The organism is Evansella tamaricis (assembly GCF_019042215.1).
Classification (GTDB): domain Bacteria; phylum Bacillota; class Bacilli; order Bacillales; family Salisediminibacteriaceae; genus Evansella; species Evansella tamaricis.
In genome coordinates this window covers 1-16,688 of sequence record NZ_JAHQCS010000084.1, presented here as the reverse complement: position 1 = coordinate 16,688, position 16,688 = coordinate 1, and the positions used below count along the sequence as shown (strand labels likewise).

At 38.2% G+C, this 16,688-nt stretch carries 19 protein-coding genes and 1 riboswitch; of the genes, 10 read left to right on the top strand and 9 right to left on the bottom strand.

Going from position 1 to position 16,688, the window contains the following annotated elements:
• From KS419_RS08570 to KS419_RS08555, 4 genes are all read left to right on the top strand, one after another.
• On the top strand, window positions 1-258 hold a 258-nt coding region (locus KS419_RS08570), incomplete at its 5' end, for a hypothetical protein (protein ID WP_217065847.1).
• 52 nt (window positions 259-310) lie between these two features.
• Window positions 311-501, top strand: a riboswitch (Lysine riboswitch).
• 159 nt (window positions 502-660) lie between these two features.
• The gene (gene dapA, locus KS419_RS08565; RefSeq protein ID WP_217065845.1) at window positions 661-1,548 is read left to right on the top strand and encodes a 4-hydroxy-tetrahydrodipicolinate synthase; all 888 of its coding nucleotides are present in this window, start codon (window positions 661-663) and stop codon (window positions 1,546-1,548) included.
• Window positions 1,549-1,759: 211 nt separating this feature from the next.
• Entirely contained in the window at window positions 1,760-2,014 is a 255-nt protein-coding gene (locus KS419_RS08560; RefSeq protein ID WP_217065843.1) for a hypothetical protein, read from the top strand.
• Window positions 2,015-2,035: 21 nt separating this feature from the next.
• The gene (locus KS419_RS08555) at window positions 2,036-2,572 is read left to right on the top strand and encodes a GNAT family N-acetyltransferase (RefSeq protein ID WP_217065841.1); all 537 of its coding nucleotides are present in this window, start codon (window positions 2,036-2,038) and stop codon (window positions 2,570-2,572) included.
• Window positions 2,573-2,638: 66 nt separating this feature from the next.
• On the opposite strand, the gene KS419_RS08550 is transcribed toward KS419_RS08555, so the two are convergent.
• Window positions 2,639-2,899 (bottom strand): hypothetical protein, encoded by a 261-nt coding sequence (locus KS419_RS08550; RefSeq protein WP_217065839.1) that lies wholly within the window; start codon window positions 2,897-2,899, stop codon window positions 2,639-2,641.
• Between the two features lie 89 nt (window positions 2,900-2,988).
• The gene (locus KS419_RS08545; protein WP_217065837.1) at window positions 2,989-4,362 is read right to left on the bottom strand and encodes an MATE family efflux transporter; all 1,374 of its coding nucleotides are present in this window, start codon (window positions 4,360-4,362) and stop codon (window positions 2,989-2,991) included.
• A 215-nt stretch (window positions 4,363-4,577) separates the two neighbouring features.
• Between KS419_RS08545 and uvsE the strand changes: the two genes are divergently transcribed.
• From uvsE to KS419_RS08530, 3 genes are all read left to right on the top strand, one after another.
• Window positions 4,578-5,468: a UV DNA damage repair endonuclease UvsE gene (gene uvsE / locus KS419_RS08540; protein ID WP_217065835.1), complete on the top strand. Its 891-nt coding sequence runs from the start codon at window positions 4,578-4,580 to the stop codon at window positions 5,466-5,468.
• Window positions 5,468-5,692, top strand: a complete 225-nt coding sequence (locus tag KS419_RS08535; RefSeq protein WP_217065833.1) for a group-specific protein — start codon at window positions 5,468-5,470, stop codon at window positions 5,690-5,692. Before uvsE ends, KS419_RS08535 begins: the two co-directional genes overlap by 1 nt.
• 64 nt (window positions 5,693-5,756) lie before the next feature.
• Window positions 5,757-6,590 (top strand): alpha/beta hydrolase, encoded by an 834-nt coding sequence (locus tag KS419_RS08530; protein ID WP_217065831.1) that lies wholly within the window; start codon window positions 5,757-5,759, stop codon window positions 6,588-6,590.
• A gap of 136 nt (window positions 6,591-6,726) precedes the next feature.
• Here KS419_RS08530 and KS419_RS08525 read toward each other — a convergent pair whose 3' ends face one another.
• A complete protein-coding gene (locus KS419_RS08525; protein ID WP_217065829.1) occupies window positions 6,727-7,638 on the bottom strand; it encodes a DUF899 family protein in 912 nt (303 codons plus the stop codon).
• Window positions 7,639-7,783: 145 nt separating this feature from the next.
• Between KS419_RS08525 and kapB the strand changes: the two genes are divergently transcribed.
• The gene (gene kapB / locus KS419_RS08520; protein WP_217065827.1) at window positions 7,784-8,170 is read left to right on the top strand and encodes a kinase-associated lipoprotein KapB; all 387 of its coding nucleotides are present in this window, start codon (window positions 7,784-7,786) and stop codon (window positions 8,168-8,170) included.
• Window positions 8,171-8,464: 294 nt separating this feature from the next.
• Here kapB and fabF read toward each other — a convergent pair whose 3' ends face one another.
• Complete coding sequence (gene fabF, locus KS419_RS08515; protein WP_217065826.1) at window positions 8,465-9,706, bottom strand: beta-ketoacyl-ACP synthase II; 1,242 nt, start codon at window positions 9,704-9,706, stop codon at window positions 8,465-8,467.
• 268 nt (window positions 9,707-9,974) lie between these two features.
• On the opposite strand from fabF, the gene KS419_RS08510 reads away from it, so the two are divergent.
• On the top strand, window positions 9,975-10,241 hold the full coding sequence (locus tag KS419_RS08510) for a PGDYG domain-containing protein (RefSeq protein WP_217065824.1): 267 nt from the start codon (window positions 9,975-9,977) through the stop codon (window positions 10,239-10,241).
• 62 nt (window positions 10,242-10,303) lie between these two features.
• Here KS419_RS08510 and KS419_RS08505 read toward each other — a convergent pair whose 3' ends face one another.
• The 5 genes from KS419_RS08505 to KS419_RS08485 all read right to left on the bottom strand — a co-directional run bounded on the left by KS419_RS08505 (window position 10,304) and on the right by KS419_RS08485 (window position 15,998).
• Window positions 10,304-11,575 (bottom strand): glycoside hydrolase domain-containing protein, encoded by a 1,272-nt coding sequence (locus tag KS419_RS08505; RefSeq protein WP_343215043.1) that lies wholly within the window; start codon window positions 11,573-11,575, stop codon window positions 10,304-10,306.
• Between the two features lie 128 nt (window positions 11,576-11,703).
• Window positions 11,704-12,543 carry a sulfurtransferase gene (locus tag KS419_RS08500; protein WP_217065821.1) on the bottom strand — a complete coding sequence of 280 codons (840 nt, stop codon included), beginning with the start codon at window positions 12,541-12,543 and terminating at the stop codon, window positions 11,704-11,706.
• 166 nt (window positions 12,544-12,709) lie between these two features.
• Window positions 12,710-14,173, bottom strand: coding sequence for an NADP-dependent isocitrate dehydrogenase (locus KS419_RS08495; RefSeq protein ID WP_217065819.1), 1,464 nt, complete (start codon window positions 14,171-14,173; stop codon window positions 12,710-12,712).
• A gap of 331 nt (window positions 14,174-14,504) precedes the next feature.
• A complete protein-coding gene (locus tag KS419_RS08490) occupies window positions 14,505-15,503 on the bottom strand; it encodes an NAD-dependent epimerase/dehydratase family protein (protein ID WP_217065817.1) in 999 nt (332 codons plus the stop codon).
• A 111-nt stretch (window positions 15,504-15,614) separates the two neighbouring features.
• Window positions 15,615-15,998, bottom strand: coding sequence for a DUF3221 domain-containing protein (locus KS419_RS08485; RefSeq protein ID WP_217065815.1), 384 nt, complete (start codon window positions 15,996-15,998; stop codon window positions 15,615-15,617).
• A 150-nt stretch (window positions 15,999-16,148) separates the two neighbouring features.
• Here KS419_RS08485 and KS419_RS08480 point away from each other — a divergent pair, with 150 nt between their 5' ends.
• Window positions 16,149-16,376 carry a hypothetical protein gene (locus tag KS419_RS08480; protein ID WP_217065812.1) on the top strand — a complete coding sequence of 76 codons (228 nt, stop codon included), beginning with the start codon at window positions 16,149-16,151 and terminating at the stop codon, window positions 16,374-16,376.
• Window positions 16,377-16,688: the final 312 nt, after the last annotated feature.

Genomic DNA, 16,688 nt, shown 5'->3' with positions numbered 1-16,688 from the left:
ACCCCGCAGACGCTGGTCTTTGCGGCGAGGAGGCAGAGGCCGTGCCCGCGGAAAGCGTCCGTCTGTAACGGATTCGAGTATAAACATTTAACTTATTGCTTAAAAAAATTTGTTAAAGGTAATTTGAACAACTCATTAAATCAAGAAAGCGTTGTCAACAAAAACTTAACAAAAAGAGGCATTCCTGAACTCACTAAAAAATATGCCCACAAATGGTTGACGCAAACAACTATATTTGAGGTGTTGCAAAAACTCTAATATTTTGATAAGGTTGAACAAAGTTCATATATATTTACTTCAAAAACTTTGAAGTGAGTTTAGAGGTGCATTGACCATTAGTACACATCAGGAGGAGAATGGGCTCTGATAATAGGTGTGGAAAGGGGGATTTGCCGAAGCAATAACTTCCCATTGGTTTGTTGCTGGTTCTGACATTAAATAAATTCAGAACTGTCATATAGTCTTTTGCATAAAAAGACTATATGGAGGGCTATCTCACGCTGGAATGAACCGTGAAAAAAATTCCATGCAGCAACGATTCCCTCGTTGTTGTTTTTTATTTCTAAATACTTTGACACGGTTGATCATGCGGTTTAGCTCTATTCAAGAACTTTATGTCACTTAAAAGTGACGAAAATCTGTTGAATAGAGGTGCTTTACATGAATTTTGGACAATTAATTACTGCGATGGTTACCCCATTTGATGAGCAGGAGGAAATTGATTTTCCTGCAACTGAATTACTAATTAACCACTTAATTGCAAATGGTACAGATGCTTTGGTTGTTGCAGGAACAACAGGAGAATCCCCTACCCTCACAACGGAAGAAAAGAAGGCACTTTTTGAGTTTGTCGTAAAAGTGGTTGATCAACGAATTCCCGTAATTGCAGGAACTGGAACAAATAGTACAAAAGCTTCCATTCAATTAACTAAGATTGCTGAAAATGCTGGTGTGGATGGGATTATGCTTGTTACGCCTTATTACAATAAACCAAATCAAGAAGGAATGTATCAGCATTTTACCAGAATTGCTAAGTCTACAACTCTTCCTATTATGTTGTATAACATCCCTGGCCGTTCTGCTGTCAATATGACGGAAGAAACTGTCATTCGTCTCTCGCATGTAGAGAACATCGTCTGTATTAAAGAGGCTGGCGGTGATTTAGATGTCATGGCTAATATTATCAAAAATACACCGGATGATTTTTATGTATATAGTGGAGATGACAGTCTTACCTTGCCACTGTTAGCGATTGGAGGTCAAGGAATCGTTTCGGTTGCCTCTCATATTATTGGTAATGAAATGAAGCAAATGATTCAATCCCACCACAACGGAAATACGGCCTATGCAGCAACCCTCCATCGTGATTTATTACCTGTGATGAAGGCGTTATTTGCTGCCCCTAACCCGACGCCTGTTAAATCAGCCCTTGGAATGGCAGGATTACATGTAGGTTCTGTAAGATTACCGTTAGTACCATTAACAAACGAAGAAGCGCAAACACTATACCATACTCTTCAACAAAAATTGCTTTATAAAGTTGTTTAATATGGACTAAATCTAATGAAAGCGAAAGGAATAATTTCCTTCGCTTTTTTTGTTGGTTTAAATTGTTTCTCCTTTCTCGATTAGTCTATTTTTTCATAAACAGGCTATTGAACTATAACAAATGTGTCTATCACCCATACGATAATACTAAGTCAACAATTAATGATTAGTAATCACCTAATTTAAAAAAACTTTCGTAAAGGATGATTAGATGTCTGGAGAACATTACTATAAAGTTTGTTGTGATCATATGGGGCAAGATGTGGAGATAACAGATCGAGAAGGAAAAGTATATGTAGGTAAAATTGAAAGGGTAGACAGAGAATATGTCTATATCCGTGAAGAACGGGCTCCACAAGGTGGTCATCAAGGACCTGGACTATTCTTTTTTCCACTAGCATTAGGAGCCTTAGTTGCTATTCCACTGATTGGTATTGCTGGATTTCGCCGCAGACCATATTATTAAAAACCGGTGTGTACCGTAGAAATGCGATTTCAAACAAATAACCTCGTTTTTCGTGAACTGGATAAAGATGATAAATTAGATGTTTATCATCTTTTTTCCGATCCTAAAGTCCTGACACTGGATCAAAGTGATGAAATAAAGGAACTGAAGGATGCGGAGTTTTTAATTAAAAAAGCAAAGGAACTAAATCGAACTCCGTATAATATAAACTGGGGTGTGGAATTAGTATCTGAAAAGAAAATTATTGGGACATGTGGATTTAAAAATTGGGATAGAATTTCAAGACATGCTGAAATTGGGGGAAATCTTTCAAGTGAATTCTGGGGAAAAGGATATGCAACAGAAGCTGTTCATGCATTATTAGAATTTGGGTTTAGAAAGATGAGTCTCCATAAAATTACCGCTTCAACAAATTGTAAGAATCAACGGGCGATAAAGGTTTTAGATAAATATGGTTTTCAGCGTGACGGAGTATTGAGGGAACACCAGTTATTAGATGGTGAGTTTATTCATGTATATACTTACTCCTTGCTAAAAAAAGAGTTTCCCTCTTTTTAGAATCGTTTCTGTCTTTTCAAAACAGTTGTATTCAAAAGGGGCATCCCTCCCCTTTTGAATACATTGTTAAACGATCTCTTCCCCTTCATCTTTCGCATTACTTACTTCCTCAAGGAATTTTCGTTTATTTAACTTTTGAACAACACGCTTATTTCTTAACATATATTCCAAATGTTGAAGGGGCATAGCACCGTACCCTTTCCCATTGGAAAGTTTAAAACGAATAATATTACCGGTTTTCCCTACGATGGTAAGGCTGCCTGAAGAAAAAAAGTTTTTTTGTATCTCATCTGCAATTTCATATACTGTTCCATTTTTTATTTCCATAGGTTTACTCCTTTTTGAAGTAGTCCTATTTAGTATTCCTCATGGGAACAGATACATGCAATTATTTTCCAAAAAGGTAGTAAGAGGGATTAAGCCGTTTGTTCTACTTCTGTACGCTCATGTTTAACAAGGGCTTTCTTCTCCCACGCTTTACTCCTCCAACGGAAATAGACAAATAATCCCCTGACCCACTCGTCAGCAATAAAGGCAATCCAAATACCAATTAAACCATATCCTAAATGTATCCCAAGTAAATAATAGAGGGGTACACTGAATAACCACATAACAGCTATTGACTCAATCATGACGAATCTCGCATCACCCGCTCCATTGAGGATACCACCGTATACGAGGTTTAAGCATCTGCCAGGTTCTAATAAGAATCCCAAGAGTAATAAGATAACCCCCATTGAAATAATCTCAGGGTCATTTGTAAAAAGACCAAGTAAAGGCTTACTGAATGTGGTGACAATTGCTGTGATACCTAATGCGACGATGATACTCCATCTTCCACTTCGTAATCCCTGCTTATAAGCCTCGTCCATCTTCCCTGCTCCGATTAAGTGACCAATGACAATTTGAGATCCCCTTCCTAAAGAAATTCCTAAAATCATAACGAGAAATAATATGTTCAATGAATAAATTCTCGTTGCAAGCATTTGAGTCCCTAAGAGAGTGATGAAGCCTGTGGTCACAATTTGACTGCTCGAATAAGAAACCATCGATAGGGAAGACGGCACACCGATACGTAGGATCTTCATCAATCTTTCTTTTTGCCAAGTGAAATACTCTTTCCACTCAATTCTTAATTTAACACGGTAATATAGGACGAGCCCATAGGCAATCAAGGCTAAAAACTGGCTCACGGCCGTAGAAATGGCTACCCCTGGTACACCCCATTGTGGGAAACCGAATGCTCCAAAGATAAAGAGATAGTTACCGGTTATGTTCAATACGTTCATTCCTAATGTGACCAACATGGTTTCCTTCGTATAGCCATGGGTTTGAATAATGGCTGAGATCGTTACACTTACTGCCTGAAATACAAGTGCTCCCCCAACAATAAGTAGAAATGTCCTTGCCTGTTGAAATAATTCCGGTTCTAATGAGAAAAAGCCCAGTAATTGCCGACTAAATATCATTATTACTGATGCGACTAAAATACCAAAAAAGAAATTTAGCAAAATAGCATTTCCAGTTAATAGTTTTATTTCGTCATATTTTTTTGCCCCGAGATATTGGGCAACAACCACTGCTGCACCTGTTGAAATAAATTGAAACAGAAAAAACATAAACATGATTAATTGATTTGATACTCCAACAGCAGCAACTGCTTCATCAGAAACTTGGCTGAGCATGAATGTATCGGCAGTACGTAATGACATATGAAGTAATGATTCTATAAAAATTGGCCACGTTATTGCTATGATGGAAAGTTTTTTTATATCTGGATTATTACTCATGTTAATCCCCTTCTATTGTTGAAGTCTCAATAAAAGAAGTGATCTTTGATAGTCATAAAGATCACTAGTTAAATATCTCTTCTATTAAATTCCTGCCGGAATGCAATAAAGACAAATGATTATGTTTATGAACTCTTTTATATTACTATACAAAGTATAAGAACAGAAGTGGATTTTTTTTGTATTTTTAAAAGTAAGCAGAGGAGCTATTTTATATGCGTTTAGGATATGCCTGTATTAATACGACATTACCAACGAAATTCAGAACTTGCCGCCTTGCGACATTCCAGAAAAATGGCCATGAAACCATTAAAGAATTAACAATTCACAATTTGGAGAACGTTTATAAGGCACTGCACTGGAATGTGGATCATCAGATTCTTTTTTATCGGATGAGTACCGAGATTGTTCCACTAGGAAGTCACCAAGAAATGGAGTGGGAATGGTGGAAGGACGAAGATATCATCCGAATATCGGGTGAAATAAAGGATTTCAAGGAAAAACATGATCTTCGGTTATCAATGCATCCAGGACAGTTTACTGTCTTAAGTACCCCACGGGAAGACGTTTTGGAGAGGTCTTTCGGTGATTTGGAATATCATGATAAACTATTAAATCTCGTTGGTGGAACAGATATGATCATCCATGGTGGTGGTCAATATGGGAACATGGACCTGGCGAAAGACCGGTTTATTTCCAGTTATAAAAAGTTATCATCAAGTATTAAAGAAAAATTACGGCTAGAAAATGATGATCGTACGTATCAATTACAAGACGTTATCGACATTTCCGAATCAAGTGGTATTCCAATTTGCTTTGATATTCACCATCATGTTTGTCACAACGATGGGAAACCACTTCCACCGATGATAGAGAAAGTGTTTAACTCCTGGTCTGATAAAATGATTCCTAAAGTACATATCAGTTCAGGTAAGACCCACGAAAAAGATCGTAGTCACCATGAGTATGTGTTTAAAGATGATTTTAAGCGATTATTAGACGTGCTGGATGGAAGAAATTCTGATATTATGTTGGAAGCAAAATTGAAAGAACAAGCGGTATTACGAATCCAAAAAGAGTTTTTTCAGAAAGGCAGTGATTACTGATGTCTAACTGTAATATAGACCATAGTCTTGCAGATGTTAAAGGGAAATTAGCGCAGCAAAGCTCTTATTTGCCAGGGGAAGTTTTATCTAGTATTACTACTTACTTAAAAAAAGGTATCGCATCTCAAGATGAGTTGAATGAGATATTTCATTTATTGAAGAAGTATGATTTGTCATCAGAGGATGAACAAATGCTTCGGGACGAAAAACTGAAAAAGTATTAGTTTGTTCACTTATTCAAAAGGGGTACATAAAAGTGTCAAGACCTTTTAGGAGGGTGAATAGAAGATGGAACTGCTCTTCAAGTATAAAATAATTCATTTCGTGTTAATTATCTCATTTATTATATTTTTGATTTACATCCTTTTCTATTTTCTTCAAGATCGGATGCTTTTTTATCCACAACCTATCACTGCAGAGCGTGTGAATTACATAAATTCCAACTACTCGAATGTGGAGGAAATTACATTACAAGTAAATGATTCTACTTCCGTTCACGGATGGTTAGTTAAAAATGAGATGGAATCTCCGTCCCCTCTTCTCATTTACTTTGGAGGGAATGCAGAAGAAGTTTCCCATCTTATCGGTCCATTACAAGGGATCAAATCCCATTCCATTTTATTAATGAATTATAGGGGCTACGGGAAAAGTGATGGAACCCCTGGAGAAATAGCAATGTTTCATGATGCTTTGGCAATCTACGATTTTATAACAGAAATGCCAGATATCAATCACCATGATATTTCTGTTTTAGGAAGAAGCATGGGAACTGGTGTAGCTGTTTATGTGGCAGAACAACGGATGGTGGAAAAACTAATATTAGTTTCCCCATATGACAGTCTTACAAATGTGGCACGTTCTAGGTATCCTCTTGTTCCTGTATCACTTTTATTAAATCATAACTTTGATAATATCTCTCGGGCACCTGACATTCACACCCCGCTGTTGTTGATGATTGCATCGGAAGATCGAGTTATTCCCCCTGAGTATTCTGAGAACCTTGGGGACATGTGGGGTGGTCATACAACCATATCCATTTTCGACGGAAAAAACCATAATAACATACAATCTGATAGTCGGTATTGGGAGGAGATCGAGAAATTTATACAAACTAAAAACTGATTAGTATAAGAAAAGCGCAAGCGCTTTGTCTCTTCCTCTACAAGCATTGCTCTAGAGCGTATCCGTTCATCGGGCAGAACGCCACGTCCTGTGGCAAGCCCCTCCCCTCCCCTTTTTTCATTTAGTACAACAAAGTTCACGTACTTTCAAATAGATGATACCTCAAACCATAAGGATCCTTTAGCATAACACTTTTTTCATGGTATTCCTTTGTTATGGTACACCCTTCCTGAACTAGCAATTTTTTTGCCGCCGCAAAATCATCCACCGCAAACTCAAAAAATACCTTTCCTTCCCCTACATTTGCATCCGCATTTTCAATATAAAAATTCCTTCCATTAATACTGAATTTTGATTCAACAGGTGTAGTGGAATCTAATCTCATACCAATAATTTTATTATAAAATGTAATGGCATTTGCGTAATCTTTTACCTGTACAGCTACATTATTTGTTAATTGAAAACTAGAGTTTTTATTGATTTTCCGTTTAGGATGAAAAAATTCGGATCCTGAAGGGAGCAAATCAAACAATGACGTTAAAACACAAAAATCATCTCCTGGACCAAACAAAGTTTTCGAATGGTGAAAAACCTGTCCATCTTTTCCTTTCGTAAAAACAGATACTCCAGGATAGTACTCGTCCTTTTTTTTGAATCCAAAATCTTCTTTAAAAGTGTTGTTTGCTGTAGAAACCATGGGAAATTGCCAACCCCTTTCTGCCGCCACATCATCTTGTGTGGCAGGGTCATCAGGAGAAGATAAAACAAACGCAGCCTTTTCAATAATATGATGGTATAGGCTATTAAACCCGTCTGCCCACAATGTACAATAAGGACAATTCTTCCCCATATTATGAATAACTAGGAGTTCATCTTTGTCATCGAATAAATCAGTCAAGCGAATTGTATTTCCATTGGATCTCGTAAATACATAGTTTGAGACTGGAACACCTTCCACTTGTTTACGCAATTTGGCTAATTGCGCCTTCTTCTTTATAATAACCTGTTCCAACTGGTTAATTTGTTCCGTTAGTTCTAATGGATTCATGGTATTCTTCCTTTCCAAACTATTTACTAGTATGAACTTCGATTTGTGGTAAGTGAAATCCTTTACTGCAAATTAAAACTAACCGTTTTTATGAAATGACTGTAGTATGATATGATCAAAAAAAACACACAAAGGGGATCTAAGGATGAGTGAACGATTTGATATTGGTGAACGTGTGACGGGAATCTATAAAACCGGAAAATATATTGGTGAAATCACGGAATCAAAACCAGGACGTTATGTTGTTCAAGTCTTAGCAGTTTTAAAACACCCTAAACAGGGTGACCTCCATCAGGCCAAAAGTGTCAATGTCCCACTTTTTCATGAGCGTCGAGCCCTTGCTTTCCATGAAAAAACGAATATACCAGATGCTTATGTAAAAAAATATGATGGAGAAGTTCCGGATTATAAAGAATCTTTAAAGCAATCCGTGGAGGAAGAAATGTCAGCTCTAGAAAAGGAAGGAAGCGATTGGGCAAAAAGATCACTGGAAATTCTCCATTCATTAAAAGCCGAGTATTTCAATAAATGATTATTTAACTGAGTAGTTACCAGTTTTAAATAAAAGAGTGTGGAATGGCTCCGTTTTTTCCACACTTTTTTAAAGAGATGAGGGAGTATAAGTTTTCTTATTGTTGTCTAGCTCCACCGCCTACTCGCTGCGGGGCACTTCGGAAGTGACAACCGAAGTCAAAGAGCGGACTTCTAGTTGTCATTCCTCCACTGCCCTACGCTCGTGACCATAGGCGCTTGCGCTTTTCTTATCATATAATTAGATTATGTTATTTTTCAAAGTTGATCACCATTTCAGGATACTGAACTTAGATTAGAATACTAGCTTTTTAAACAGTAAGGAAACATTATGTCCGCCGAACCCTAAAGAGTTTGACATGACTACTTGGAGATCACCAGTTTTAGAAGTATTTGGAACATAGTCTAAATCTAGTTGTTCGTCGGGAGTTTCATAGTTTATGGTAGGTGGCATAATCCCATCCTTCATGGCTAATAAAGACACGATAGCCTCAACTGCTCCTGCAGCCCCTAATAAATGTCCGGTCATGGATTTAGTGGAACTAACGGAAAGATTGTAGGCATGTTCTCCAAATACTTCTTTGATAGCGATTGTTTCGTAAAGATCATTATAGTATGTGGATGTTCCATGGGCATTAATGTAATCTACAGATTCAGGATCAACATTTGCATCTTTCAATGCCATTTTCATTGCACGCTGTGCCCCTTCTCCGTTTGGTGCAGGTGTTGTGATGTGATGGGCATCTCCGGTTGCCCCATACCCTGCTATCTCTCCATAGATTGTTGCCCCTCGTGCTAGTGCATGTTCCAATTCTTCTAGTATAAATATTCCTGCTCCTTCTGCAATAACAAATCCATCACGGTTTTTATCAAATGGGCGACTCGCTGTCTTAGGATCAGGATTGGTAGATAACGCAGTCATGTTGGAAAAACCTGCAATTGTCATTTCTGTAATTGCCGCTTCGGTCCCTCCTGTAATCATCATATCAGCGTCCCCGTATTGGATCACTCGGAAAGCATCCCCAATGGAGTTCGCACCAGAAGCACAAGCAGTCACAGAGCAGTTATTCATCCCCTTTGCCCCCACTTCAATCGAAACTCTACCAGATGCCATATCAGGGATGAACATGGGGATAGTAAATGGACTGACTCGTTTTGGTCCCCTTTTTAAAAATTTTTTGTGCTGTTCTTCAAATTCGTCTAATCCGCCGATCCCTGATCCAATCCACACTCCCACACGATAAGGGTCAACATTTCCCCCCATTTCAACTTTTGCATCCGTCAAAGCCATTTTGCTTGCTGCTATAGCAAAATGAGTATAACGCGCCATTCTTCTTGCTTCCTTAAAATCCACGTATTGGTCCGGTTTAAAATCTTTAACCTCTGCTGCTACTTTTACCGTAAATTGATCTGGATCAACTTTAGTAATCGGGGCAATTCCAGAAACTCCAGCTTTTACATTTTCCCAAGTGGTAATAGCATCATTTCCTACAGGACTTACAGCACCAATACCTGTAATAACAACTCTTTTTTTCATTTCCAGTCTCCCCTTTGTTTAATATATAAACTACTATTCATTATCTTTATCACTAGGTCCTATTATTAACTATACAATTTATAATACATTAAAGAATAAGGAAATAAAAGTAATAGTTGTAGCAACAAAAGGGAAATTAAAGACTTTCTTTTAGTTAGATGCACATCCATTGTTTTAAGCGAATATGAATAATATAGGATACCATTTACCGAAAGGAAAGATTTATTGATTGATAGATTACTTAAAAAGCGGATAGGAGGTCTGATGAATGCCAAAATATCGAAGGAAACCAATTGTAGTGGAAGCGGTAAAGATTACGAGACCGATGACAATTGATACAGTGGAAGGGGCAATGACAGGTAATCCGGGGGATTATTTGATTACTGACAGCAACGGAGAACAATATCCATGTCCAGCATCAGAATTTGATAAAGTATATGAACCAATGAGTCCCCGTTTTGATGTGAAAACATTTTTAGTCAAGTCGTATCGTAAGGTGAAAAGAAAATCAAAAGAAATTATCTTAAGTAAGTAAAATAACCATAAAATTAAAACGGTCTCTCGGAAGGTCAAATGATCTTCCGGGAGACCGTTATTTTATTCGTTTGACCACAAGGCATCAAAGACATTACTATCAAAATGATTTGTGTCTATATTGCAAGTTTCTGCATCAATGCCGTATTGCCAACCGGCAATTAAAGAACCTTCTGGTGCCTCTGGATTATAGTCAGGAGCATTGTCTTCTGTAGTAATGCCATGATTTGGTGAAGAGGTCCAGACGTAGTTATTCTCCATTAAATCAGGATTTTCTTCTGCAGCCGCTTCGTATGCGATATATAAATCTCTGTCTGGGTGAAAAATACCATAAACACCTGATTCATATTCTGATTCTGCCAAAGTTTCATACCAACCTAAAAGAAATCCAGAGTCGATGGGATAAATAGGTTCCACGTTGGCAAAGATGGCAACCCCTTCTGGTATTCCAAATTCTCTGGCTTCTTCAATGGCTTCATTAGCTTGACTTTGCCCTTTCTCATATCCAGTAGCATCTTCAAAATGATTCCATATGACCATAATATCGATATCATTGGAGTGGAGCAACTCCACTTCATCCTGTCGCAATCCATAGGAGACGCCATCCTTATCCCTTAAGTATCTGGCCCAAACTTCAGGATCACCAAAATTTTCGCGGACACACATGAGCATCTCATCTGTTGTTATGCTGGCAGAATCGACACCCCAAACTGTTTCGGGAGTATCTTCTCCGTTTGTTCCCTCTCCATTGCCTTCTCCATTACCGTTTCCCTCTCCATTTTGAACTCCGTTGCCGTTTTCATCACCATTCCCATTTTCTGTCTCACTATCTTCTTCTGTCCCAGAACTCTCTATATTATTTGTTATATTGTTCGTCACATTCACATCCACGTTAACTTCAATATTGTTTGTTATACTATTATCTATCAAATTATTAGAACTGTTATTAATATGATTTTCTATATTATTATCAATTTGAGCATTGTCACCATTGATAATATTCTCGATGGTGTTTTTAATATCACCATTCTCACCATTAATTCTATTGTCTATATTGTTATCAATGTCACCATTTGCACCATTGATCTCATTAGTAATCGTATTATCGATGGTTCCATTTTCACTATTAATCTCATTTTCTATTGAATTGGATATTTCATTTGAATCCCCATTAGACGTACTGGAGGAGTTTGACTCCCCTTCAACACTACTATCACTGGAAGCCGTCACTGGTTCCGTTCGATCCATACTGCCAAACATATAAAAGGTAAAAGCAGTAAAAACAATCAAGACAAAAGACAATATATACGGTAAAAACCGATTCTCCGTTATCACACTATTTCCCTCCTTTTACGTACTGACACATTGTACGCAAAAAAAGGTAGAGTTGTGAGTGAATTACACTGTTTTAGGCATTTGTTACAGGTGAAAAAGTATAGCTACTAATGGCGTAAGGAACTATATTATTTACTCCTTGCAATCGGATTATCTTGATAAGTAATCCAATCGCTCCAACTCCCTGCATATAATCTTGGTTTTAATCCCACTTCGTCAAACGCAAGGACATTAGCACATGCCGTAACACCAGACCCACAATAAATGATGATATCCTTTTCTGAATCTATATATTTCTGTAAGGAATCTCTTTGTAATGGTTTTGTTTTCCAAGTCCCATTTACGGACAATCTGTTTTGCCAATCTTCCAAAACTGCACCTGGAATATGTCCTGCCACAGGATCAATTGGTTCCTGTTCGCCTGTATATCTTTCTTTCGATCTGGAATCAATAAGAAGGGTGTCAGGATCATTAATTTTTGATCTTACTTCCTCCATGCTCACAAGCATCTCTTTTCGAACGGAAGGGATGAAAACTGTTTCAGGTGTCGGTGAAAACTGGGAACTAGTGGGATACCCATTTGCTTTCCAATGGGAAAAGCCCTCCTCTAAAACAAATACTTGTTCGTGTCCTAAATATTTAAGCATCCACCAAAGCCTTGCTGCCATAGCTCCCCCTTGATCATCGTAAATAACTACTTTCTTTGACTGATCAATTCCTGCTTTACTAAATGTTTTAACCATCTTTTCTACTGTAGGTAGAGGGTGTCTTCCCCCATGTTGACTGATCGGAGAAGATAAATCTTTTTCTAAATCAAGATATATTGCACGGGGGAGATGTTCTTCTTGAAATGCTTTATATCCTTTCGTGGGTTGTCCCAACTGAAATCTGCAATCTACAATGATTAGGTTTGAATCGTTTAAATGATTATTAAGCCATTCGGAACTGATGGTGTTTTTATGTACCATTTGAATTTCCCTCCAGTGTGGAATCGTCTTCTTTATAGTAATTAGAGATTAAAGCCAAAAAATCCTCTTTACAAAAAGGAAAAAGGGTTACATTTCCAATCAAAAGCCAAGGACAAAGGGCGGTGCTTGGCATAGGAAATGTAACCCAAATAATTAAAAGTAATTTTTATTGACCTTGACCTAATGAATAGCCCAATTCCCCGTTGAAGCGGTATAAGTTTTCCGTTTTAATCCAATCAAACCCAGCTTTTTCCACCCGTTCTAATAGGTGACGGATTTGAGCATTGGTAGCTTCAGCGTTTGATTCGCTAAGATTAAAACGGCAGCGCCAGTGGTCCGTTGTAAATGTTTCTGGAAATCCACCAGGATATACTTTTACACCACGGTTAGTCATAACGACAAACTTGAACTCTGGTCCAGCAATGGCTTCTATTTTCTTTCCAATTTCATCTGAGGTTAACTCGTTATTACATAAGAAAACGTCAACACCATCGAGAGTTCTCACGACATCTGGTTTTGGGCGGTCTTTTACAAGTGGAGACATCTTCGGATACTCTTCATCTTCTTTTGCCTTTTTACTGTACGTAATAGGAGTAATCGTTTTAGGGTTTTGTCCTAACCGATCAGTCACCGCTTCTGTAAACTCTTTCGTACTCACAGAGGCTGCACCTTTAGCAATGTCTCCAGTATATATTCCATCTTCTAACGTTTTTAACCAAGCATTATGAATCTTAGATGCCACTTCCGGTTGGCCAATGTGAACTAACATCATTATTGCACCATTAATTAATCCTGATGGGTTTGCAATTCCTTTTCCTGCAATATCCGGCGCACTTCCATGAATAGCTTCAAACATGGCACATTGATCTCCTATATTGGAAGAACCAGCTAAACCGACACTTCCTGTAATTTGTGCTGCCACATCGGAGGCAATGTCACCGTATAAGTTAGGCATAACGATAACATCAAAATCCTCTGGAGTATCTGCAATTTTCGCAATGCCGATATCGATAATCCAATGATTCGTTTCAATATCAGGATACTCTGCCGAGATTTCATTAAAAACCTTATGAAAAAGACCATCGGTAAGTTTCATGATATTATCTTTAGAAAAACAAGTTACTTTTTTACGATTGTTTTTACGTGCATATTCAAAGGCATATCGAATAATTTTTTCTGAACCTGGCCGTGTGATTAGTTTCAGGCACTGGACAACTTCCGGAGTTTGTTGGTGTTCAATTCCTGCATACAGATCCTCTTCGTTTTCACGGATAATAACGAGATCCATATTAGGGTGTTTTGTTTTTACGAAGGGATCATAGGAGATATTTGGTCTTACATTGGCATATAAGCCAAGAGATTTCCGAATAGTCACATTCAGACTCTTATACCCTCCCCCTTGTGGTGTTGTGATAGGAGCTTTTAGAAATACTTTTGTTCGGCGAAGGGATTCCCAAGCGTCATCTGCAATACCTGCGGACTGACCGGAAAGGTACACTTTCTCACCAATATCAATAAATTCTGGCTCGATTTGTGCCCCAGCAGCATTTAATATCTCTAATGTGGCGTCCATAATTTCAGGACCTATTCCATCCCCTTTTGCCACTGTAATTGCACGTTTACTAGTCATAAGTTATCAACTCCAATTCAAGGATATGAAATAAAAAAACTTTTTAATACGAGTATCAATACTTTCCTTTGATAATTTTTACCATAGAAAACTTTAACGCAAACTGTAATTCCTGTCAATGAATTTAGTACTATTTCTACAGTTATAATACCCTAAAACACTTTATATAAAAAAGGGATGTCTTCAAACAAGGTTCTTTTCCCTTGAAGAGACATCCTAAAATTATGAGATTCTAGTAATTTCCAATTTGGAAATCACTCACAGTTTAGTATTTGTAATGCCATCGAATTTCTATTAAATCCATCAGTATATTAGTTAATATTCCCCATGGTTACTTTTGCCAATGTTTCAGGAGATGTGTTTCTTTCTCCCTTGTGAGACCTGCTTTCTTTTCTCCCACTACTTTCCGCTCCAAGTCCCATGCAATCGTATCACGAATGGTTTCTTTTAGGGGACGGAATGTCAATCCTTCTCGGAGTGCCTTTTTACAGTTTGTGGAAAGCATTCCTGCTTTCTTTTCTTTTTCTGGAATCCATAAGGGAAGTTCAATCCAGTACCCTGCCTCATTATCCAACAAAAATTCTTCGTTTACCCAGGTTAAATTTACTCCTATCCCCTTCTCCGACGCAACATCGACACATTCATTCAGAAACTCTTCCATTTTTAAATCCCTGTCAGGACCAGTTGCATTATATGTACCAGATTTCTGTTCTTCAATCATATTTAATATCCACTCAGATAAGTCTCTCACATCGATAAATTGTACATTGGCGTTTGGATTACCAGGAGCCAACACTTCTCCTCCCTCATAAATTCTTAAAGGCCAATAGGTAAATCGGTCTGTAGGGTCATGGGGGCCCACGATCAGCCCAGGGCGGATGATAAGAGAATGTTCTGGAAAAGAATCCTGAACAACCTTTTCACACAATACTTTTAAAGGCCCATATGTTTCCCCAGTTAAAACTTCTTCAGTACCTTGTTCCCATGGGCTAACTTCCGCTGTCTCATCAATATCAGTTTGGTTGAAGTCATTATAGACTGAAATGCTAGAGATAAAGGTATAGTGCTTTACGGATTTGGCTAACATCTGCGCTGATTTTTTTACGGATGTGGGTAAGTACCCGCTTGGATCTATCACCGCGTCCCATTCCCGTCCCTCCAGTAAATGGAGATCTTCATTCCGATCTCCATTGATTGTTTCTATTGTTGGAAATATATCAGGATTTGATTTCCCTCGATTAAAAAGGGTGACGTCATGTCCACGTGCGACGGCAATATCTGTTAGATGTCTGCCGAGGAATTTTGTTCCCCCAATAATTAATAGTTTCATAAAATTCTTCTCCTTTTTTTTGGGTGTTCTTCTTCAATAGTATACAGAGGGATGGATTTTATTTTTCCATCCCCTCCATTTAGAAAAAATGTACAAGTTTTTTATCTACGCCTAGTTTAACTTTCTAACCTTTACTGCCTCTGCCTGTAGCGGGTAAGATTCCAAGACAGTTCCTGTGTGCCACGCTTCCACCTTATCTCCCTTCTGTAATTCTTCTTTCGAGATTTCTACATTATCTCTGTCGAGGATACTGGTTTCATCTGATAAGGAAAAGGATATGGCGTCTTTCCCCTCCCATTCACTTTGATCCATATCCACTGATGCAATTCCTTCCACCACTAAAATGGATGATTCACTTACGTTATAAATTAAGCCAGTGATATGTGGTTCTTCTTCCCCTTGAGGCTGTGATACACTGGAAGGATCTTGAATTGTCCCACAAGCACTTACAATGAAACAAATCAGAACCAAAAGAATAATGATTAACTTATTCATTTTTTGCCTCCCTCGTGTTTTATTTATTAGACGTCAACTGGAAAGAAAAGGGGTCAGCAAAAGGAAAATTTTTAATAAAAAAATTGATTTAGAGATTAGAAAATAAGTTTTTTTGTCTCTGTCAAGCACCAACGACGTGCGTTTACTTCAGTGGCGTACGCGAGTGATGCTGCCCTTCGAGTATGCTTCGAGTTTCCACGACGGACAGGACGTCCTAATATCGGGCATGTCACAGGACGTGGCGTTCTGCCCGATGGACGGACAGGACGTCCTAATATCGGGCATGCCACAGGACGTGGCGTTCTGCCCGATGGACGGATTAAACTCCAGAGCAATGCTAGTAGAGGAAGAGGCACTGCCCTACGCTCGTGTTCATAGGCGCTTGTGCTTTTCTAATAATCGTTAGAGTAAAATGTTTGTGGGTGGAAAAAAAGTAAGTTAAGGAAGAATATGTAACCTTGGTGACGAGTGGGGAAGTGGTTTTATTCCCCACTCGTCACCAAGGACACCAAGCGAAAGCGCGGTAGGTGTGAGCACATCACATGAAAAAAGGATCCTCTTTTTGTATAGTAAGTAACGACCAAGAAACCAACTGTACAAAGAGAAAGGACCCTTACTATGAAAGATACCATACCTAACATCACAATGAAAGAGATAGAAAGAATTACCTTCCGTGCTTTACAGGAAAGC

Excerpts from the sequence above, each read along its gene's own strand:
- dapA (WP_217065845.1), top strand. The coding sequence starts at position 661 with ATGAATTTTGGACAATTAATTACTGCGATGGTTACCCCATTTGATGAG.
- KS419_RS08560 (WP_217065843.1), top strand. The coding sequence starts at position 1,760 with ATGTCTGGAGAACATTACTATAAAGTTTGTTGTGATCATATGGGGCAA.
- KS419_RS08555 (WP_217065841.1), top strand. The coding sequence starts at position 2,036 with ATGCGATTTCAAACAAATAACCTCGTTTTTCGTGAACTGGATAAAGAT.
- KS419_RS08550 (WP_217065839.1), bottom strand. The coding sequence starts at position 2,899 with ATGGAAATAAAAAATGGAACAGTATATGAAATTGCAGATGAGATACAA.
- KS419_RS08545 (WP_217065837.1), bottom strand. The coding sequence starts at position 4,362 with ATGAGTAATAATCCAGATATAAAAAAACTTTCCATCATAGCAATAACG.
- uvsE (WP_217065835.1), top strand. The coding sequence starts at position 4,578 with ATGCGTTTAGGATATGCCTGTATTAATACGACATTACCAACGAAATTC.
- KS419_RS08535 (WP_217065833.1), top strand. The coding sequence starts at position 5,468 with ATGTCTAACTGTAATATAGACCATAGTCTTGCAGATGTTAAAGGGAAA.
- KS419_RS08530 (WP_217065831.1), top strand. The coding sequence starts at position 5,757 with ATGGAACTGCTCTTCAAGTATAAAATAATTCATTTCGTGTTAATTATC.
- KS419_RS08525 (WP_217065829.1), bottom strand. The coding sequence starts at position 7,638 with ATGAATCCATTAGAACTAACGGAACAAATTAACCAGTTGGAACAGGTT.
- kapB (WP_217065827.1), top strand. The coding sequence starts at position 7,784 with ATGAGTGAACGATTTGATATTGGTGAACGTGTGACGGGAATCTATAAA.
- fabF (WP_217065826.1), bottom strand. The coding sequence starts at position 9,706 with ATGAAAAAAAGAGTTGTTATTACAGGTATTGGTGCTGTAAGTCCTGTA.
- KS419_RS08510 (WP_217065824.1), top strand. The coding sequence starts at position 9,975 with ATGCCAAAATATCGAAGGAAACCAATTGTAGTGGAAGCGGTAAAGATT.
- KS419_RS08500 (WP_217065821.1), bottom strand. The coding sequence starts at position 12,543 with ATGGTACATAAAAACACCATCAGTTCCGAATGGCTTAATAATCATTTA.
- KS419_RS08495 (WP_217065819.1), bottom strand. The coding sequence starts at position 14,173 with ATGACTAGTAAACGTGCAATTACAGTGGCAAAAGGGGATGGAATAGGT.
- KS419_RS08490 (WP_217065817.1), bottom strand. The coding sequence starts at position 15,503 with ATGAAACTATTAATTATTGGGGGAACAAAATTCCTCGGCAGACATCTA.
- KS419_RS08485 (WP_217065815.1), bottom strand. The coding sequence starts at position 15,998 with ATGAATAAGTTAATCATTATTCTTTTGGTTCTGATTTGTTTCATTGTA.